Genomic DNA, 15865 nt, shown 5'->3' with positions numbered 1-15865 from the left:
AGTGCGACACATCCATGAACCCGAGCATGTCTGGGCCTGGTCCCGATGGCGACGACGCCGCCAACACCAGGCCCGAACATGCCACTACCGACGACGCGGCTACCCCTGACCAACTGCCGTTGCAGTATTAGAAGCTCTGTGCAGGCCGTCCGCAAGCGTCCGGCAACGGCTGCACGCTCGGAGCCTCGTCCGTGCCAGCGCTTGCGACCGGCGGCGTTGCTGTCGACAGCCGTGCCGCCGGCGAACCTGGCCGACCGTCAGGGTTTCCAGTTCCGGCTGGTCGAAGTCTCACTTGCCAGTTGTGAGCGACGTGGTCGACGACAACTGCATAAATCCAGACGCCAACAGCCGGAAGCTCGCTACCGCTCGGAAGCGTGGTGATCTCCATCAGAGCTATCGCATCGGGCTGGCCTTCGATGTCGGCGAAGACGCCGAACGGCATCGTCGTGAGCACGCGTACCCGGACTCGTGCACCCACCGGCAGCGTCGACCTGGTCTCCGACCATGAACGCTCTGCTCGCTCTGCTCTGCCATCGAGCACTCTCCAGGCGTCTGGGCTCATGGCCGCACATCCTCGCAGCAGCGAGAAGACACTCCAGTTCGCGCCCTCGACGCCTCACGGTCTAGGGTCGCTGCCGCAGCAGTCCGCCGTGTGGAGGAGGTCCTGACTACTCGGCGTGCTCATCAAGCGCCACTGGGGTCACGTCCGCGCTGGTGGTGTAAGAGACGGCCATCGCGGGATCCGGTCTGATGTTATGCGGCGATCGAGGTCGGGTCGGTCTGGTCGGTGACGTGTTGGTCGGTGTCGATCACGGTCGTGCGGGCTTTGGCGAGTAGGTCCATTCCCATGTAGCGGCGGCCTTCGGTCCACTCGTCGGTCTGTTCGGCCAGGACTGCGCCGACGAGGCGGATGATCGCCGCCCGGTTGGGGAAGATCCCGACGACGTCGGTGCGCCGGCGGATCTCCTTGTTCAAGCGTTCCTGCGGATTGTTCGACCAGATCTGACGCCAGATCTCGCGCGGGAAGCCGGTGAACGCTAGGAGGTCGTCGCAGGCGGCGTCGAGGTGCTCGGCGGCGGCCGGGAACTTCGCCTCGATCGTGGCCACGACCCGCCCGTACTGGGCGTGGACGGCGTCCGCGTCGGGCTGGTCGAAGATCGTGCGGACGAGGGTGGCGATCCACGGCTGCGCCGACTTCGGCACCTTCGTCAGCAGGTTGCGCAGGTAATGGGTCCTGCACCGCTGCCACGCAGCGCCGGGCAGAGCCGCGCCGATAGCGGCCACGAGGCCGGCGTGGGCGTCGGAGATGACCAGGCGGACGCCGGACAGGCCGCGGGCGGTCAGCGACCGCAGGAACGCCAACCAGCCGGCGCCGTCCTCGTCCGAGGCGACGTCCACGCCCAACACTTCGCGTTGGCCGTCGGCGTTGACGCCCACGGCGATCAGTGCGTGGACGTTGACGGTCCGGCCGTGCTCGCGGACCTTCATCGTCAGGGCGTCCATCCACACGAACGTGTAGTGGGCGGCGTCGAGGGGCCGGTTGCGGAACGCCTCGACCTGGGCGTCGAGGTGGGCGGCCATCTCCGAGACCTGTGACTTCGACAGCTGTCGGATGCCGAGCTGCTCGACGAGCTTCTCGACCCGCCGGGTCGACACCCCGAGCAGATAGCTCGTGGCCACGACCGACACCAGGGCCTGTTCGGCCCGCCGGCGGTGCGTCAGCAGCCAGTCAGGGAAGTAGCTGCCCTGTCGCAGCTTCGGGATCGCCAGGTCGATCGTCCCGGCCCGGGTGTCCCACTCCCGAGACCGGTAACCGTTGCGGGAGTTGACCCGCTCATCGCTGCGCTGCCCATACCCCGCGCCGCAGATCGCGTCCGCCTCGGCGGACATCAACGCCTGCGCGAACGTCTTCACCATCGCCTGCAACACGTCCGGCGACGCGCCCTCGATCTGCTCGCGCAGCAGGTCAACAGGGTTCACACTCTCTGAAGCGGCCATCGCGTTCTCTCTTCCTTCTCTGACTTGGTCGTCTTGAAGGATCGACGCGGTGGCCGTCTCTCATCTACGCAACACGCCCATCACGGGCAAGTCGTACACCACTTCCGTGGACGCAACCGCCACTGGCAGCCCGACACATCAACGGCGTGAGTCGTCTGCACGTACCAGGTTGTCGGTGCAGGTCGCTAGGCTTCAGTCATGACCCCGCCGCTCGTGCCGTTGGACCAGGCCGCGACTAGTACCAGGCAACCGCGTCAGGACGTCATCGCGCGGGCCATGGCAGCCGTACGAGGGCCGTTCGTTGCTGTTGCCCTGTACGGAAGCCAGGCACGCGGCACCGCCCGGACCGACAGCGACATCGATGTCCTACAAGTGGTGCAGACACGTCCCGGCAAGTATTCCGACGGTGACGTTAACGTGACTGCATACAACGTAAACACCTTGAAAAAGATGTCAGAGCAGGGCAGCCTCTTCGTGTTGCACCTGCTTACTGATGGTTGCATCCTGAGTGACCCCGATGGGACGCTTGCGGATATCTTTGCAAGTTATCATCATCCCCCGCACTTCCGGAAGGCGATATCCGAGCTGGCGGCGGCCGGGCGGGCGCTGACCGTTCAGGATGCATCGGTCCATGAGGTCGGTTTGCGGAAGCTTGGGATCTACGTCGCTAGGACGGCTTGCTACGCCGTGCTGGCCGAGAGGGGCCAGCCCGAGTTCGACCCTGACGTAGTTGCTAAAACCTTGGGCATTCCTTCTATGACCCGCGCGCTACAAATGCGGCTCGTCCCACCGCGTCCCGATGACCTAAGCGCTCTCTATCAGGCCATAACCGACTTGCTGGGTGAGGTTCCCCCAGCCGGCACCACTCTAGACTCGCTCGCTGTTTCCTTGTTCCCTGATTTCCCCTACGCCTCCACGCTAATGACTCAGGTGCTCGCCGGCCCAGAAGAAGGGTTCGAATACACCGCCCTGGCTGTTCCGCCGATATGAGCCAGCAATTAATGGTGGTTGGCGATGTGCACGGGTCGTACGAGCAGCTTGCGCAACTACTCGACTCGCGATTCTCTGCCGGAAGACACCTGGTTTTCGTTGGCGACCTCATTGATCGGGGGACCCGCACCTTCGACGTCCTCGATTTGGTAACTCGCTTGCTAATGGAATGGTCGCCTGGAGTATCAGTTCTCCGCGGCAATCATGAGCAGGCGCTTTTAGACTTCCTTGACGGCGACAACGGAGTCACGTTTCTCCGCAACGGCGGGGTGGCGACAATCGCCAGTTATTGCCCCCAGGCACCGCCCAATGTTCTTAGAGAGTTCCGGGACAGATTTCCGCCGGAACATCTCTCTCTGCTGCGCTCGACAGTGACACACATAGAGACTCGCGAGCTTCTGATTAGTCACATGGGCTACGACCCGCGCCGTCCGAATGCCAGAGATCTTCGGGCGATGGTCCTTGAGCCGCACTACGAGCTATTTCAAGCTCCCCTGGAACCTCCGGTGCCATTGACTGTCTGCGGGCACTATGCACAGCGGGGGGGTCGGGCTTTCGTTTCGCAGTCCCTGATTTGCGTTGATACGGGATGCGGCACTGCAGAGGGAGCACCGCTTAGTGCGGTCCTCCTTCCCGAGCGGTTGATTGTTCAGTCAGACGTAGAAGGCAGGGTCAAGTGACATCTGAGCCGACTAAGTTGCGCGAATTGCGGAACGCCGTCAATGACGGACGAGAGATAATCTCTGTCCACTATGCTTGCGAGAGTCTGGCAGACGCGACGGACCACCCCCCAGTCGTCTCCTGCATAGCTGTCGCAAGCCTGAACCACGGGACCCGGGAAGCCTTTTCACTAGTCGACCTACCCGCAGAGACCAGCGCAGCAGAGCGAGAGGTCTCCATGCTGGAAAGGTTCTATGATTATCTGAGTGAGAATCGAGAGTCGGTTATAGTCCACTGGAATATGAACAGCTCAATCTTCGGGTTCGCCGCCCTTGCCAAGCGGTACTGCTTCATCACCGGCAAGGAGCATCCCCCGTACAAGCCCTCCGATCACCTCCTGTACGACATTGATGACATCATCGCCGAGATGTATGGCGACCAGTACGTCAAGCATCCAAAGTTCTACAATCTTGCCTCGCTCAACGAAATCGGGCTTCACTCGTTCCTCCCCGGAAAGGATGAGGCAAGCCGCTTCAAATCCGGCGACTTTGGTGCCATCAATAGCTCCACGACAACCAAGGCACGTGCGAATTTGGACATCTTGCGCGCACTTTTGGTGGGACAGCTTCGCACTCAGAAAAGTTCGGGTAGCGTGAGATTTGCTGGCCAGCAAATAGATGCCGTTGACACGATCCTGACTATCGGACAACGGATGCGTGACGTTGAGAGAGAGTTTTCGCGAAGGCATGGTGGTCGACCTACGATCAAGGTTGCGGACGAGTATGATGCCCAGGATCTCCTGAAAGGTCTTTTTGCTCTCTTTTTTGACGACGTCCGTCCTGAGACGTGGACGCCTAATGTTGCCGGTGGCTCATCCCGAATCGACTTCCTGCTCCCCTCTCTTGAGCTGGCCGTCGAAATTAAGCACGCGCGCAACAGCATGACGCCTCGCATCCTGGGCAACGAGCTGATTGTTGATCGAGACAGGTACAAAGCAGAAGAGCGCGCCAAGCATCTAATCTGCCTAGTCTTCGACTATGAAGGATTGCTGCCCGGCCCCCGTGGGCTGGAGACTGACCTGAGTCGGGAATCTACGGTTGAAGGTCTAGCGGTTACGGTAAAAATCTTCGACCGCTGACTCTTCCATCCCGTCGCCATCGACCCGCCCTCCTGGGGAGCAGGCCGCCGCCCGGGCTTGCCACGTCAAGACGGCCTTGACGCACGTTCGGACGCTGGTGGGTCGGGCGGTGGTCTGCTCGGCTCGCCTGGGTCGATGGCAGGCGGGATGGGGCGACCCCTTGGGCTTCTCGCTTCCGCGCCAGCCGCCGGGCGTAGGCGTGTCGGCCGCGTGCGACAAGCTATGCGGCCGGCGCGCCTAGGCGGCGGCGCGTGCGGCCCGTTCAGGGCCGCCTCGACAAGTACCGAAACTGTGGTCTAGATGGCGCTGCCGTGCTCCGCGTAAGCGGACATGCCGTTACTGAGCGCCGCTATCGCAGTGCGGATCCTGCGGGTAAGTCGCGGTGGTCCGTGCTGCTCCAAGGACTCTGCGCTCACATAACGCCACTCGGTCAGTTCACCGTCTGCGAAGCGGATGTCGCGCTCCTGCTCGGGGCTGAGTGATCCGCCGGAAAAGATGAAGAGCAGCTTGTCGCCCTCGTGTTCGGCGGGCGCCCAGTCCACGACGAGCATCGGCCCGAGCGCCGCAATGAGACCGAGCTCTTCTTGAATCTCACGCATGCATGCGGCACGTGGTGACTCGCCGGGCTCGACGTAGCCGCCGGGGATGTCCCAGTGCTTCTTGTAGCTTGGGCGTACGAGGAGCACGCGGCCCTCAGCGTCGAGGAAGAGTGCGCCTGCGGCGACGCGTGGGGTTGCCACCGGTGGCATCTCGTTGGTCGTCACCTGGGCAGCGTAGACGGGGCTGCGGTCAGTCGAGCACCTTGAGTCGCTGGGCCAGTCCGACGAGTTCGGCGGTGGGCTTGCCGCGCTGTCGGCGGATCCAGGTGAGGGCGAGTTGGCGGCTGAGGAAGTGGTGGCGGACCTGTTCGGGTGCCATCTTTTCGGCGTCGAGTAGGGCGGCTTGGGCGTCGTCGAGGCGGTTCCAGGAGCTGTAGGCGCGGGCGACTTCGAGGGCGTGGCGTACCCGGCGCTCCATGGGTAGGCCGGTGGTGTCGACGCGGGGGCCGAGGTCGATGGCGACTTGCAGGTCGCCCAGTTCGGCGGCGGTGGCGACGCGGTGGATGGCGACGTTGGTCGGTCCGAACGCGGTCCAGAGGTGGTTGGCGTCGGCTCCGAGCTGGTTCGCGGCGTGGTCGGCGGCGGCGAGGAAGGTGCGGGTGGTGGCGGCGTCGTTGGCGCGGGCGGCGGCCATGGAGCCGGACAGGAACAGGGTGCCGTAGACGGAGAGCAGTTCCGGCGTGGCCTGACTGAGGTGGGGCTCAAGGTAGCCGGCGGCGTCCTCGGTGAGGCGGACGGCTTCGGCGTACCGGCCGGTGGCGTGCAGGGCGTGGCCGACGGAGCGAAAGAGGGAGCCGGTGATCAGCGGGTCACCGGTAGGTCGGACGGCGACCAGGCCCCGGTCGGCGGCGATCCACGCGAGGTCGCTTTCTCCGAGCTTGGTGAGTTGGGTTGCGGCGAGTTGGTACGTCAGACCGAGTAGCCGGCGGGCGTGGTCCTGGTCGTCGCCGTGGTGGTGGTCGGCGGCGGCCTGGGCGCGGTGGAGCAGGTCGGGTAGGCGACCGGTGACGTACCCGAATCGGGAGTCCTGGTAGGCGTCCCAGAGTGCGCCTACGTCCTTCTTGAGTGCGGCGACGCTCGGGGGTTCCTGGTCCGGGCCGGCGCTGAAGGGGCCGAGGGCGCGGTAGTTCATCAGGGCGGCGCGGAGTGCGGGGACGGTGGCGGTGCCGCTGTCGCTGGTCCAGTCGAGCAGGGCGGGTTCGCCGAGCAGGTCGCCGAGGGGCACGTCCAGGACTTCGGCGAGTGACTTGATGACGGAGAGCCGGTCCAGCTCGATCCGGTTGTTCTCGACCTTGCCCAGCCAGTCGGCGGTCCGGCCGATGAGTCCGGCCAGGACTTCCTGGGACAGACCGCGTCGGTAGCGGTACCAGGCGACGCGTTCGCCGATGGTCAGGTTGTTCGTTCTCCCGCGCATCGGTCCACTGTCTCCCCTCAGCCTGCCGTGACCCCGGAAGGATTTTCCGGGTCGGTGGGCGGTTCGTGCCACAACCTGTCTGCATGACGGGGCTGAACGCATCGACCAACTGCCAATCCTGCTCGGGTGCCGGCTGGAAGTACACCCTTGCCCGCACCGCCATCCGAGGCATCGGGCGGGCGACGGAGCGGACGCGGTCCCTGGCCCGGCGGTCCTGCCTGGACTGCGCGGGTTCCGGTCGTACGGCGTCGTGCTGAGGCTGGCCCGGGGTGGGTGCTGGTGGGGCCGCGACCCGAACGCTGTCCCGTGAATGGCCCGCCCACCCCGGTGCCTCGCACACCGCTGCCTTATCGGCCGGGTGTGCCCGCACCGGGTGACCTGGTGTTGATCGACCGTCGGGCGTCGGTGCAGTTCGGCGGCGAGCGGGCGTTGTGGTTACGGGTGACGTCGGTGGACGACAGACCGACGTATGACGGGTGGGTGTGGCTCACCGGCTACTCGATCAACCGGACCACCGGCGAGGCGGTGGCGCGTCGTGAGGTCTTCGTGCAGATCGCCGGCCTTCAGATGATTCAGCCACGGATGACAGAGAGTCCGCCGCCGCGTAGGAACGCGGGGCCGGCGAGGAGGGGACGCGGTGTTTGACATTCGGGTACGGCTCGGTGCGATGTTGGAGATCAGCGCGGCGGATCGGCTGATGCCGTCGGACGGGCCGGTCACCTTGTGGGTGACCGGGGTCCGGCTGGTGACCCACCGCCCGCCGGACGACGAGTGGATCTGGGTCGAGGGGATCAGACTCGGCCGGTCCGGCCGGCGGGGCCAGCCGGCGCAGATCCTGATCCCCGCAAGCAAACTCCTGCCGGAGAGCCCTTCCCGGTGAGCACCTACCTGTCCGGTGCGGCGCGTGATCGGCTTCGGGAGGCTCAGGCGCAGCTCGACCGGCATACGTCGTCGAGCGGGGATGGTCGTTGCGGGGGCTGCGGCGAGGAGGGTCCGTGTCCGCAGCGTCGGGTGGCGTTGCGGGTGTTCGGCCAGTACGGCTGTTTGCCGCGTCGGTGGCCGGGCGCGTCTCGGCCGGAGTCGGTGGGAGCGTCGTCGTCGTGGTCGGGGTGGTTGGCCGCTGCGGTGGAGGGTGTGACGCCGAACGGCTGAGGTGACTTGTTCTGTCATGCAAACAACTCATAAGCTGCTGTGATTCACGCAGTATTCATAGGTGGGGTGGCCCGCGATGGCGTACGAGATTCCGACGCCGAAGTACCTGCGCGTGTTGAACACGCTGCGGAAGCGCATCGAGGACGGCGACTACGTTCCCGGTGCGGCGCTGCCGTCGGAGAATCAGCTCTCCACGGAGTTCGGGGTGTCCCGTCCGACAGTGCTCAAGGCGCTCGGCATCCTCAAGCAGGATGGCTGGATCGAGTCGCAGCAGGGCAAGGGCAGCTTCGTACGCGGCCGTCCCGTCTCCGGCCGTACCTCCCCGGACTATGCCCGGGATGCTGTCGAGCTGGACGAGACGGGGGAGACGGAGATCCTGCACGTCGGCCCGGTCCTGGCCTCGCCGCGTATCGCGGCGGAATTGCAGATCCCCGACGGCACGCCCGTCTACGAGCGGCGTCGTCGGACCGTGTCGGAGGCGGGGCCGGTGGACCTGGTCTCCACCTTCGTGCCGGTGGACATCGCGGTGGGTACGGACATCACCAAGCCGGACCCGATCCCGGGCGGCCTGCTCGACCTCATCGCCCGGCACAAGGGCCTCCGCGCCGACTACGCCACTGAACGCATGACCGCCCGCCGGGTCAACGAAGCCGAAGCGGCGGCCCTGGAGGTGCCGGCCGACGAGTCGGTGATGAGCGTCGTCATCACCGTCCACCAGGCGTCGGGTGACCCGATCATGGCATCGGTGCTGGTCATGCCTGGTAGCCGTCACGAGATCGAAGACACCTACGCCCTGTCCTGATCAGGTCCACAGGTCGCCGTAGAAGTCCTCGTCATCGTCGGCCGGCGGCAGCGGGGTCCGCCACCACAGGTCGATGAGGAACTCCTCGGTGTCGGCCTGCCTGCGGTGAACGCGGACGCCGTAGACGCCGGCTCCCTGCGGAAGGGTGACCTCCACTGCCGCTCCGCAGGCGATCAACTCGACGATCAGTTCTCCGGTCGGGCAGTGCAGCTCAAGCTGCCGGTACCCGTCCCAGGAACTGCTCTCCGGTGCGGGCTCGCCGGGCCAGACCCGTAGCTCAAGTCCCGCCCTGGGCGGGAACGAGGAGGCCGGGACGCTGATCTGGTAGGTGGACGCGCCGGCTACCTGAGCCGTCGCGTCTCGGCGTGACTCGCCCTCATCGTCGGCGTCACACCACACGTCCCGCAGTACGAAGCGGCTATAAAGGACGCTGAGGGTGGTGCGGTGCACCACGAGCGGCTTCATGGGTCCAGAGGCTGGCACCACCGTCCGACATTCGCTATGTGAACACGTCTCATCGAAACCTTGCTTGTGCTTACAAGCTGACGTAGCTTGTTAGATCAACCGGTTGTCAGGAAGACGACTGGTAAGGCTAGGAGGCTGTTCGCGTGGTTCCGATGACGTTGAAGGTGCCGGTCCCGTCCGAGTACGTGTTCCCCGCCGGTGCGCTGTGCCTCGGGGTGTCGCCGCAGCTCGATTTCGAGCGGCGGGGGGAGGCGGACAACCAGGCGCGGGACAAGGAGACCGGGGAGCGGGTCTGGGTGGTGCGGGTGATGGACCTGGACCCGGAGGCCGGGAAGTTCGGCCGGTCGACGGAGGCGAAGGTGAAGGTCGTCGCGGCGCAGCAGCCGGTGCCGCCGCCGTCGACCGTGCCGGGTTACCCGCCGGCCGTGGAGTTCGAGGGCCTGACCCTGACCCCGTACGTGGATTCGCAGCGGTGCAAGCCGGGCCGGTCGTCGGGTGACTGCCGCTCGCGGATGGCGTACTCGCTGCGGGCGACCGCGATCCGTCCGGCGTCGGCCGTTCCCGGCTCGGTGGCGGCCTGACCGCACCTGATTGTGCGCGCGGGGCGGGTCGTTTCCCCGCCAAGAGTCCCGACCCGTCCCGCGCTCTCCCATCCCTCATCTGGTGAAGGAGGGCGTGATGCCCACCGTAGTTCCCCCTGCCCTAATCCCCTCGCAGGGCCGCCGCCTGTGCGGGCGGTGGTCCTGATGTCCCGTACTCGTCTGGTCGGTCTGCGGCACGCCTACCGGGAGGCGGAGGCCGTCCTGCGGTCGGTGTTGCGGTTGCCGCCGGCTTCGGCGCGGGTGTGTGCGATCCGCTGCCCGTACTGCTGCCGGTGGGTGAAGCCGCGTCGGTTCGACCTGCGGCGGATGTCGTGCCGATCGTGCATCGCGACGTTGGGTCGTCCGGGGCGGGGTGGTGACCTGTGCCTCTGATCAACATCATCCCGGGGGAGAAGATCCCGGTAGCGCCGATGAATGTGCGTCTGCCGGCGTGGCGGGTTCCGGGTTGGCTGCTGGTGTTCTGGTGGCTCGCCCGGGGCCTGTTCCGCCTCACTGTCCTCGCCGTCCGCTACTGGTGGTTGACCGCTCCGGCCGCGCTGGCTCTGTGGGTGCGGGCGGAGTTCGGTGGCCTCGCCTTGGCGGGCGTCGTCCTGACGGTCGCCTCCGGTTGTGTGGCGTGGTGGCGGTGGCATCGGTCGTCGTGGCTGCGGTTCGGCTGGTACCCATTCGTCGCCCGGTTCCGGCTTCTGTTCGTATACCGGCGGCGGTGGGCGTCGGTGATGGCGACGTGTGGGCTGGCGACCGCGTTCGCCGGGGACCGCTACGTCCCGCGCCTACTCAAGGTGCGGTGTGACCGGTTCGGCGATGAGCTGACGGCACGGATGCTGCCCGGTCAGATCCCGGACGACTGGGGGCAGGCCGCGGAACGCCTCGCCTACGCCTTTCGCCTGCGCACCGGGCAGGCGCGGTCGGCGGTGCGGCCGGATCGGGTGGTGCTGCGGTTCGTACGCCGTGACCCCCTCGCCGCTGTCGTCGCGCCGCTGCCCGTGCCCGAGGTGCCGGCCCTGGACGGGCTCGCCCTCGGCGTCGACGAGGACGGCCACCCGTACCGGCTGCGCCTGACGGGGTCGCATGTGCTGATCGCCGGGGCGACCGGGTCGGGCAAGGGGTCGGTGCTGTGGTCGCTGATCCGGTCCCTTGCCGGCGGTATCCGGTCGGGGCTTGTGGAGGTGTGGGCGTTCGACCCGAAGGGCGGGATGGAGTTGGCGGCGGGGGTGCCGCTGTTCGCCCGGTTCGCCTACGACGACCCCGACAGCATGGCCGGCGTCCTCGACGATGCGGTGAAGCGGATGCGGCTGCGGGCGGCCCGACTGCGCGGGGTGACCCGCCAGCATGTGCCGACGGTGGAGGAGCCGTTGCTCGTCCTGGTGGTCGACGAGCTGGCGGCGTTGACGGCGTACATCACTGACCGGAAGGTCCGCGACCGGATCAAGGAATCCCTCGGCCTGCTGCTGTCCCAGGGGCGGGCGGTCGGGGTGCACGTGGTCGCGGCGTTGCAGGACCCGCGTAAGGACGTGCTCCCGTTCCGGGACCTGTTCCCGACCCGCATCGGGTTGCGGCTGACCGAGCCGGAGCAGGTGGACATGGTCCTCGGCGATGCCGCCCGCGACCGGGGCGCCCTGTGCGACCGCATCCCCGAGTCCTCGCCCGGGGTGGGGTTCGTCGTCCTCGACGGCGTCCGCGAACCCGTCCGGGTCCGCTTCGCCTACCTCACCGACGACGACATCCACCACCTCGGCCACACCTACCGACGGCTTGACGCCACCAGTGACAGCGACGAACAGGAGATGACCCCGTGAAGGCTGACACCGAGCGGGTGGAGAGCGTAGTCCTGGTCCTCATCGTCCTCACGGTGGGCGGGCTGGCCGGTGCGGCGTCGTTCACCCACGTCCACGACTGGACCATGGCCAACTCTCCGACCGGTACCGGCGACTGGTTCGGCTGGGCCAACGCCGCCATCTCCGAACTGCTGCCCTTGGCGGCACTGTTGACCATCCGCAGGCGGCGTCGCACGGGCGGGCCGGTCGGGTACCCGCTGTTCCTGCTCGTCTGCGCTGTCGCGCTGTCCCTGGCGGCGCAACTTGCCGTGGCTCATCCGAGCCTGTCCGGGTGGCTGCTGTCGGCCGTCCCCGCTCTGGCGTTCCTGGGCCTGTCCAAGCTCGTCTTCTCCACCACCGCCACCCCTGCCGTCTCGGTGCCGGCGGCCGGCGACACGTCGGCCGATAGCTCCGACTGGGGTGAGTGGTCGCCCGACGGCGACCTGCCCGGCGAGCGGCCACCCCTGCGCCTGGTCGACGTCGACCAGGCGGTGACCGTCGAACCGGTCCGACCGATGGCGGTGCAGCGGCCGGGGCTCGTGCCGGTGCCAGCGGCGGCGTTCGCACCCCGCAACGGTGCCAGCGGCGTGGAGCGTGACCGGTGAGCCAACAGGAACTCTTCCCCACCGCGACCCCGACCCCGCCGAAGGTCGAGCAGCCTCGGCCGGGGTCGCGGGCGGACCGGATGCGCAAGCCCCTCGCCAAGGACGCGCTCAAGCAGCTCGCCGAACAACACGGCGTCTGCGTCCGCCCCCTGGCGCTGCGCCGGACGGACACCACCACCGGCCTTACCGAGGTGGTGGAGGTGCCCTGCGGGGCGACCCTGGCAGCGAAGTGCAAGCCGTGCGCGGAACGGGGCCGGCGGCTGCGCATCCAGCAAATCCGGGAGGGCTGGCACCTCACCGACGAACCCACCGTCCGCCCCGACAAGCCCGGCGAGGACGTGCTCGCCCTGGTCCGGGTCAGGGCGCACCTGGAGTTCGAACGCGAAGCCATCCAGTACCAACCCATGACCCCCGACGAGCGGGCCGCGAACCTGGCGGAGATCGACGCCGCCATCGTCGAACTGGACGAAGCCCTCGGTGAAACCAGCCTGCGCGGGCACCTCACCCCGAAAGACCGCGACGACCGACCCCGCCGCAAGCGGTCGACCCGGCGGCGGCAGGACTCCCCGGACCTGCCCCGGCTCCCCGTCGACCCGCGCACCGTCGGCCGCGCCTACTCCGGCAAGGCCGGGAAGACCTACCGGCCGTCGATGCTCATCACGCTCACCCTGGGCTCGCACGGACCCGTGCACTCCCACCTACGACGCGGGGCCTACGTCGCGCCCTGCGAGTGCGGGCAACGGCACGGCCCGTATGACGACGTGCTCAGCACACCTGTCGACCCGACCACCTACGACTACCGGCGTGCAGCCCTGGACTCGATCCACTTCGCCCGGATTCTCGACCGGTGGTGGCAGAACGTCCGCCGGGCCGCCGGCTGGAACGTCCAGTACGCGGGGGCAGTGGAGCTGCAACGTCGACTGGCCCCACACGCCCACTTCGCCATCCGGGGCACCCTCCCGCGCCGGCTGCTCAAGCAGATCGCCGCAGCCACATACCACCAAGTGTGGTGGCCGTCGTTCGACGAGCTGGTCTACCGCGTTGACAAGCCACCGGTCTGGGACGTCGACCAACAGGCGTACGTCGACCCGAAGACCCACGAGCCGCTGCCCACCTGGGGCGAAGCGCTCGATGCCCTGGAGGAACCCGACAGCCGACCCGCCTACGTCGCCCGCCTCGGGCGCATCGACGCCCGGGGCATCGAGCAGGGCACCCGCGACGCCGAACGGTCCATCCGCTACGTCACGAAGTACGTCACCAAGGACCTGACCGACCAGGCCAAGCCGCGCTCCGACGCGCAGAAGGCACACTTCGACCGCCTGCACGCGGAACTGTCCGTGCTCCCGTGCTCCCCGACCTGCGCCAACTGGCTGCTCTACGGCGTCCAGCCCGACGGCGTCAAGGCCGGCTTGACCCCCGGCCGGTGCACCGGGAAAGTCCACCAACGTTCCACCCTCGGCTTCACCGGACGCCGCGTGCTCGTCTCCCGCCAATGGTCCGGCAAGACCCTCGCCGACCACCGCGCCGACAACCGGGCCTGGGTACGGGCGATCCTCGCCGGCGGCATGGCCGACACCGAGGAACACGACCAAGCCGCCGACGACCCCGACGGGTCGAAGCGGTACCGGTTCGAACTCGCCCGACCCGAAGACCCCGACGTCCCACCGCTGGAACACCGACTCCTGCGCGCGATATCGGCACGCATCCGCTGGCGCGCAGACCTCGACAGCGCCCGGATACGAACAGCGACCACCGCAGCGACGACCGATCCACCCGCCGCGCTCGCGGCCGCAAGCCTGGGAGGAGCAACCGCATGAACGACGAGCTGTTGACCGCTGACGAGGTCGCCGCTCGGCTCAAGGCAACCCCGCGATTCGTCCGCCGGCTGGTCGCCGAACGACGGATCGCCTTCGTCAAGGTCGGCCGCCTGGTGCGTTTCGAGGCGTCGGCCGTCGCCGCCTACATCGACAGCAACCGGGTCGTACCGATGACTCGGGCGCACCTGCGTGACTACCTGGGGGAGGTGGCCTGATGGCGGCCAGCAAGGGCCGGCGGCGTTTCGGCAACGTGCGTCGCCTCCCGTCGGGGCGGTACCAGGCGCGGTACGTCGGGCCGGACGGGTTGGAGCGGAAGGCACCGCGCACCTTCGAGAGTGAGCGCCAGGCGGCCAAGTGGTTGACCGTGGTGGAGTCGGAGATCATCAAGGGGGAGTGGACGGCACCGGAAGCGGGAGAGATCAAGCTCGACGGGTACGGCCGGAAGTGGATCGCCGAGCGGAAGCTCCAACCGCGCACCCGGGAGAACTACGAGGACCTGTTCCGGCTGCACATCGGCCCCCACCTCGGCGCGCTGGCCCTGGGCGCGATCAAGCCGCAGACCATCCGCACCTGGCGGCGCACCCTGCTCGACGGCGGTACGACGGAGCCGCAGGCGGTCAAGGCGTACTCACTACTGCGGGCGATTCTCAATACCGCCGTGAAGGAGGACGAGCTGATTCGGCAGAACCCCTGCCGCATCCCGGGCTATGACCGCTATCACACGCCGGAGCGCCTGGTGGCGACCGTCGCCCAGGTGCTCGCGCTCGCCGGGCGGATGCCGCCCCGGTTCGCCGCGCTGGTGATCGTCGCCGCGTTCTCCGGTCTGCGCTGGGGTGAGCTGGCGGCGCTGCGGCGCTCGGACGTCGACCTCACGGCCGGCACGGTCCGCGTCCCGCGCAAGCTGGCCGCACTGCGCAACGGGATGGAGTTCGGTCCGCCGAAGTCGGCGGCGGGTAACCGTACGGTGACCCTTCCGTCTGCGGCCCGGACGGTGCTCGCGGACCACCTGGCCGCATACGTGGGGGAGGGGCCGGAGGCATTGGTCTTCACCGGGGACAAGGGGGCGGTGCTGCGTTCCGGCAACTTCCGCCGGGCGGTCGGTTGGGCGGCGGCGCTGCGGTCGGCGGGCATGCCGGCGGGGTTCCACTTCCACGACCTGCGGCACACCGGCAACAACCTGGCGGCGGCGACCGGGGCCAGCACCCGGGACCTGATGCACCGGATGGGGCACGCGAGCATGCGGGCCGCGCTGGTCTACCAGCACGCGAACAGCGAGCGCGACCGGGAGATCGCCGACGGCATGGACCGCCGGATCACCAAGCAGGCGAAGCGGGCGGCGGCCCCGGCCAAGTCGAGCAAGGGCAAGGGAGAGACGTCCAAGGTCGAGCCGAGCCAGGCCCCGGCCAAGGCGTCCAAGGACAAGCCGGCGAAGCGGAACGCGACCGAGGCGAAGCCGACGGCCCGTAAGGCGGCCAAGGGCACGAAGGCAGCCCGTCCGGCACGCGGACCCGCCTCGGGCGACACGGCCGGCGCTACTGGCACGCCAATGGCACGCAAGATCAAAGACAGCTAGTACGAGAACGGCCCAGGCTCGGCGAGAACGCCGCTGACCTGGGCCGGAAGGCGTGGAGCGGGCGACGGGAATCGAACCCGCACCGTCAGTTTGGAAGACACCCGGAGCTACAGATCTTGAATGGTCAGGTTGTGTTGGGTTCGAGGGTCAGTCCGGTGTGAGCGAGGAAGCCGTCGAGTAGGTCGTGGCGGTACTGGATGCTCTTGAGTCGGTTCTTGATGATCGCCTGGAGG

17 protein-coding genes are annotated in these 15865 nt (G+C 67.6%); 13 read left to right on the top strand and 4 right to left on the bottom strand.

Annotated elements, in window-relative coordinates:
- Nucleotides 1–753: 753 nt before the first annotated feature.
- Nucleotides 754–1998: an IS256 family transposase gene (locus tag AC0AIB_RS29410; RefSeq protein ID WP_465097901.1), complete on the bottom strand. Its 1245-nt coding sequence runs from the start codon at nucleotides 1996–1998 to the stop codon at nucleotides 754–756.
- 198 nt (nucleotides 1999–2196) lie between these two features.
- Here AC0AIB_RS29410 and AC0AIB_RS29405 point away from each other — a divergent pair, with 198 nt between their 5' ends.
- The 3 genes from AC0AIB_RS29405 (at nucleotide 2197) to AC0AIB_RS29395 (ending at nucleotide 4786) form a co-directional block, all read left to right on the top strand.
- Nucleotides 2197–2988, top strand: a complete 792-nt coding sequence (locus AC0AIB_RS29405; RefSeq protein ID WP_465097900.1) for a nucleotidyltransferase domain-containing protein — start codon at nucleotides 2197–2199, stop codon at nucleotides 2986–2988.
- Nucleotides 2985–3668, top strand: coding sequence for a metallophosphoesterase (locus AC0AIB_RS29400; protein ID WP_465097899.1), 684 nt, complete (start codon nucleotides 2985–2987; stop codon nucleotides 3666–3668). Before AC0AIB_RS29405 ends, AC0AIB_RS29400 begins: the two co-directional genes overlap by 4 nt.
- A 281-nt stretch (nucleotides 3669–3949) precedes the next feature.
- Nucleotides 3950–4786: a PD-(D/E)XK nuclease domain-containing protein gene (locus tag AC0AIB_RS29395; protein ID WP_465097898.1), complete on the top strand. Its 837-nt coding sequence runs from the start codon at nucleotides 3950–3952 to the stop codon at nucleotides 4784–4786.
- A 296-nt stretch (nucleotides 4787–5082) separates the two neighbouring features.
- Here AC0AIB_RS29395 and AC0AIB_RS29390 read toward each other — a convergent pair whose 3' ends face one another.
- Nucleotides 5083–5550: an NUDIX domain-containing protein gene (locus tag AC0AIB_RS29390; RefSeq protein WP_465097897.1), complete on the bottom strand. Its 468-nt coding sequence runs from the start codon at nucleotides 5548–5550 to the stop codon at nucleotides 5083–5085.
- A gap of 25 nt (nucleotides 5551–5575) precedes the next feature.
- On the bottom strand, nucleotides 5576–6799 hold the full coding sequence (locus AC0AIB_RS29385; RefSeq protein ID WP_465097896.1) for a helix-turn-helix domain-containing protein: 1224 nt from the start codon (nucleotides 6797–6799) through the stop codon (nucleotides 5576–5578).
- A 381-nt stretch (nucleotides 6800–7180) separates the two neighbouring features.
- On the opposite strand from AC0AIB_RS29385, the gene AC0AIB_RS29380 reads away from it, so the two are divergent.
- The 3 genes from AC0AIB_RS29380 (at nucleotide 7181) to AC0AIB_RS29370 (ending at nucleotide 8753) form a co-directional block, all read left to right on the top strand.
- Complete coding sequence (locus AC0AIB_RS29380; RefSeq protein ID WP_465097895.1) at nucleotides 7181–7444, top strand: hypothetical protein; 264 nt, start codon at nucleotides 7181–7183, stop codon at nucleotides 7442–7444.
- Nucleotides 7437–7679, top strand: a complete 243-nt coding sequence (locus tag AC0AIB_RS29375; protein ID WP_465097894.1) for a hypothetical protein — start codon at nucleotides 7437–7439, stop codon at nucleotides 7677–7679. The genes AC0AIB_RS29380 and AC0AIB_RS29375 overlap by 8 nt, the downstream gene beginning before the upstream one ends.
- 348 nt (nucleotides 7680–8027) lie before the next feature.
- Nucleotides 8028–8753 (top strand): GntR family transcriptional regulator, encoded by a 726-nt coding sequence (locus AC0AIB_RS29370; RefSeq protein ID WP_465097893.1) that lies wholly within the window; start codon nucleotides 8028–8030, stop codon nucleotides 8751–8753.
- Here the strand turns inward: AC0AIB_RS29370 and AC0AIB_RS29365 are convergent, their stop codons facing one another.
- Nucleotides 8754–9218, bottom strand: a complete 465-nt coding sequence (locus tag AC0AIB_RS29365) for a hypothetical protein (RefSeq protein ID WP_465097892.1) — start codon at nucleotides 9216–9218, stop codon at nucleotides 8754–8756.
- Between the two features lie 152 nt (nucleotides 9219–9370).
- Between AC0AIB_RS29365 and AC0AIB_RS29360 the strand changes: the two genes are divergently transcribed.
- The 7 genes from AC0AIB_RS29360 (at nucleotide 9371) to AC0AIB_RS29330 (ending at nucleotide 15632) form a co-directional block, all read left to right on the top strand.
- Nucleotides 9371–9799 (top strand): hypothetical protein, encoded by a 429-nt coding sequence (locus tag AC0AIB_RS29360; protein WP_400408195.1) that lies wholly within the window; start codon nucleotides 9371–9373, stop codon nucleotides 9797–9799.
- 165 nt (nucleotides 9800–9964) lie between these two features.
- Complete coding sequence (locus AC0AIB_RS29355) at nucleotides 9965–10192, top strand: hypothetical protein (protein ID WP_240762361.1); 228 nt, start codon at nucleotides 9965–9967, stop codon at nucleotides 10190–10192.
- Nucleotides 10183–11619, top strand: a complete 1437-nt coding sequence (locus AC0AIB_RS29350) for an FtsK/SpoIIIE domain-containing protein (protein ID WP_465097891.1) — start codon at nucleotides 10183–10185, stop codon at nucleotides 11617–11619. The genes AC0AIB_RS29355 and AC0AIB_RS29350 overlap by 10 nt, the downstream gene beginning before the upstream one ends.
- Entirely contained in the window at nucleotides 11616–12242 is a 627-nt protein-coding gene (locus tag AC0AIB_RS29345) for a DUF2637 domain-containing protein (protein WP_465097890.1), read from the top strand. The genes AC0AIB_RS29350 and AC0AIB_RS29345 overlap by 4 nt, the downstream gene beginning before the upstream one ends.
- Nucleotides 12239–14059 (top strand): replication initiator, encoded by a 1821-nt coding sequence (locus AC0AIB_RS29340; RefSeq protein ID WP_465097889.1) that lies wholly within the window; start codon nucleotides 12239–12241, stop codon nucleotides 14057–14059. The genes AC0AIB_RS29345 and AC0AIB_RS29340 overlap by 4 nt, the downstream gene beginning before the upstream one ends.
- A complete protein-coding gene (locus AC0AIB_RS29335) occupies nucleotides 14056–14274 on the top strand; it encodes a helix-turn-helix domain-containing protein (protein ID WP_018831717.1) in 219 nt (72 codons plus the stop codon). The genes AC0AIB_RS29340 and AC0AIB_RS29335 overlap by 4 nt, the downstream gene beginning before the upstream one ends.
- Nucleotides 14274–15632 (top strand): tyrosine-type recombinase/integrase, encoded by a 1359-nt coding sequence (locus AC0AIB_RS29330; protein WP_465097888.1) that lies wholly within the window; start codon nucleotides 14274–14276, stop codon nucleotides 15630–15632. The genes AC0AIB_RS29335 and AC0AIB_RS29330 overlap by 1 nt, the downstream gene beginning before the upstream one ends.
- Nucleotides 15633–15865 lie beyond the last annotated feature (233 nt).

Source organism: Micromonospora sp. DSM 43699, assembly GCF_055517075.1.
Note: the sequence above shows the minus strand (reverse complement) of the source record. Positions and strands in the feature narration are given on the sequence as shown.

Excerpts from the sequence above, each read along its gene's own strand:
- AC0AIB_RS29365 (WP_465097892.1), bottom strand. The coding sequence starts at position 9,218 with ATGAAGCCGCTCGTGGTGCACCGCACCACCCTCAGCGTCCTTTATAGC.
- AC0AIB_RS29370 (WP_465097893.1), top strand. The coding sequence starts at position 8,028 with ATGGCGTACGAGATTCCGACGCCGAAGTACCTGCGCGTGTTGAACACG.
- AC0AIB_RS29410 (WP_465097901.1), bottom strand. The coding sequence starts at position 1,998 with ATGGCCGCTTCAGAGAGTGTGAACCCTGTTGACCTGCTGCGCGAGCAG.
- AC0AIB_RS29395 (WP_465097898.1), top strand. The coding sequence starts at position 3,950 with ATGAACAGCTCAATCTTCGGGTTCGCCGCCCTTGCCAAGCGGTACTGC.
- AC0AIB_RS29400 (WP_465097899.1), top strand. The coding sequence starts at position 2,985 with ATGAGCCAGCAATTAATGGTGGTTGGCGATGTGCACGGGTCGTACGAG.
- AC0AIB_RS29355 (WP_240762361.1), top strand. The coding sequence starts at position 9,965 with ATGTCCCGTACTCGTCTGGTCGGTCTGCGGCACGCCTACCGGGAGGCG.
- AC0AIB_RS29335 (WP_018831717.1), top strand. The coding sequence starts at position 14,056 with ATGAACGACGAGCTGTTGACCGCTGACGAGGTCGCCGCTCGGCTCAAG.
- AC0AIB_RS29360 (WP_400408195.1), top strand. The coding sequence starts at position 9,371 with ATGACGTTGAAGGTGCCGGTCCCGTCCGAGTACGTGTTCCCCGCCGGT.
- AC0AIB_RS29330 (WP_465097888.1), top strand. The coding sequence starts at position 14,274 with ATGGCGGCCAGCAAGGGCCGGCGGCGTTTCGGCAACGTGCGTCGCCTC.
- AC0AIB_RS29405 (WP_465097900.1), top strand. The coding sequence starts at position 2,197 with ATGACCCCGCCGCTCGTGCCGTTGGACCAGGCCGCGACTAGTACCAGG.
- AC0AIB_RS29385 (WP_465097896.1), bottom strand. The coding sequence starts at position 6,799 with ATGCGCGGGAGAACGAACAACCTGACCATCGGCGAACGCGTCGCCTGG.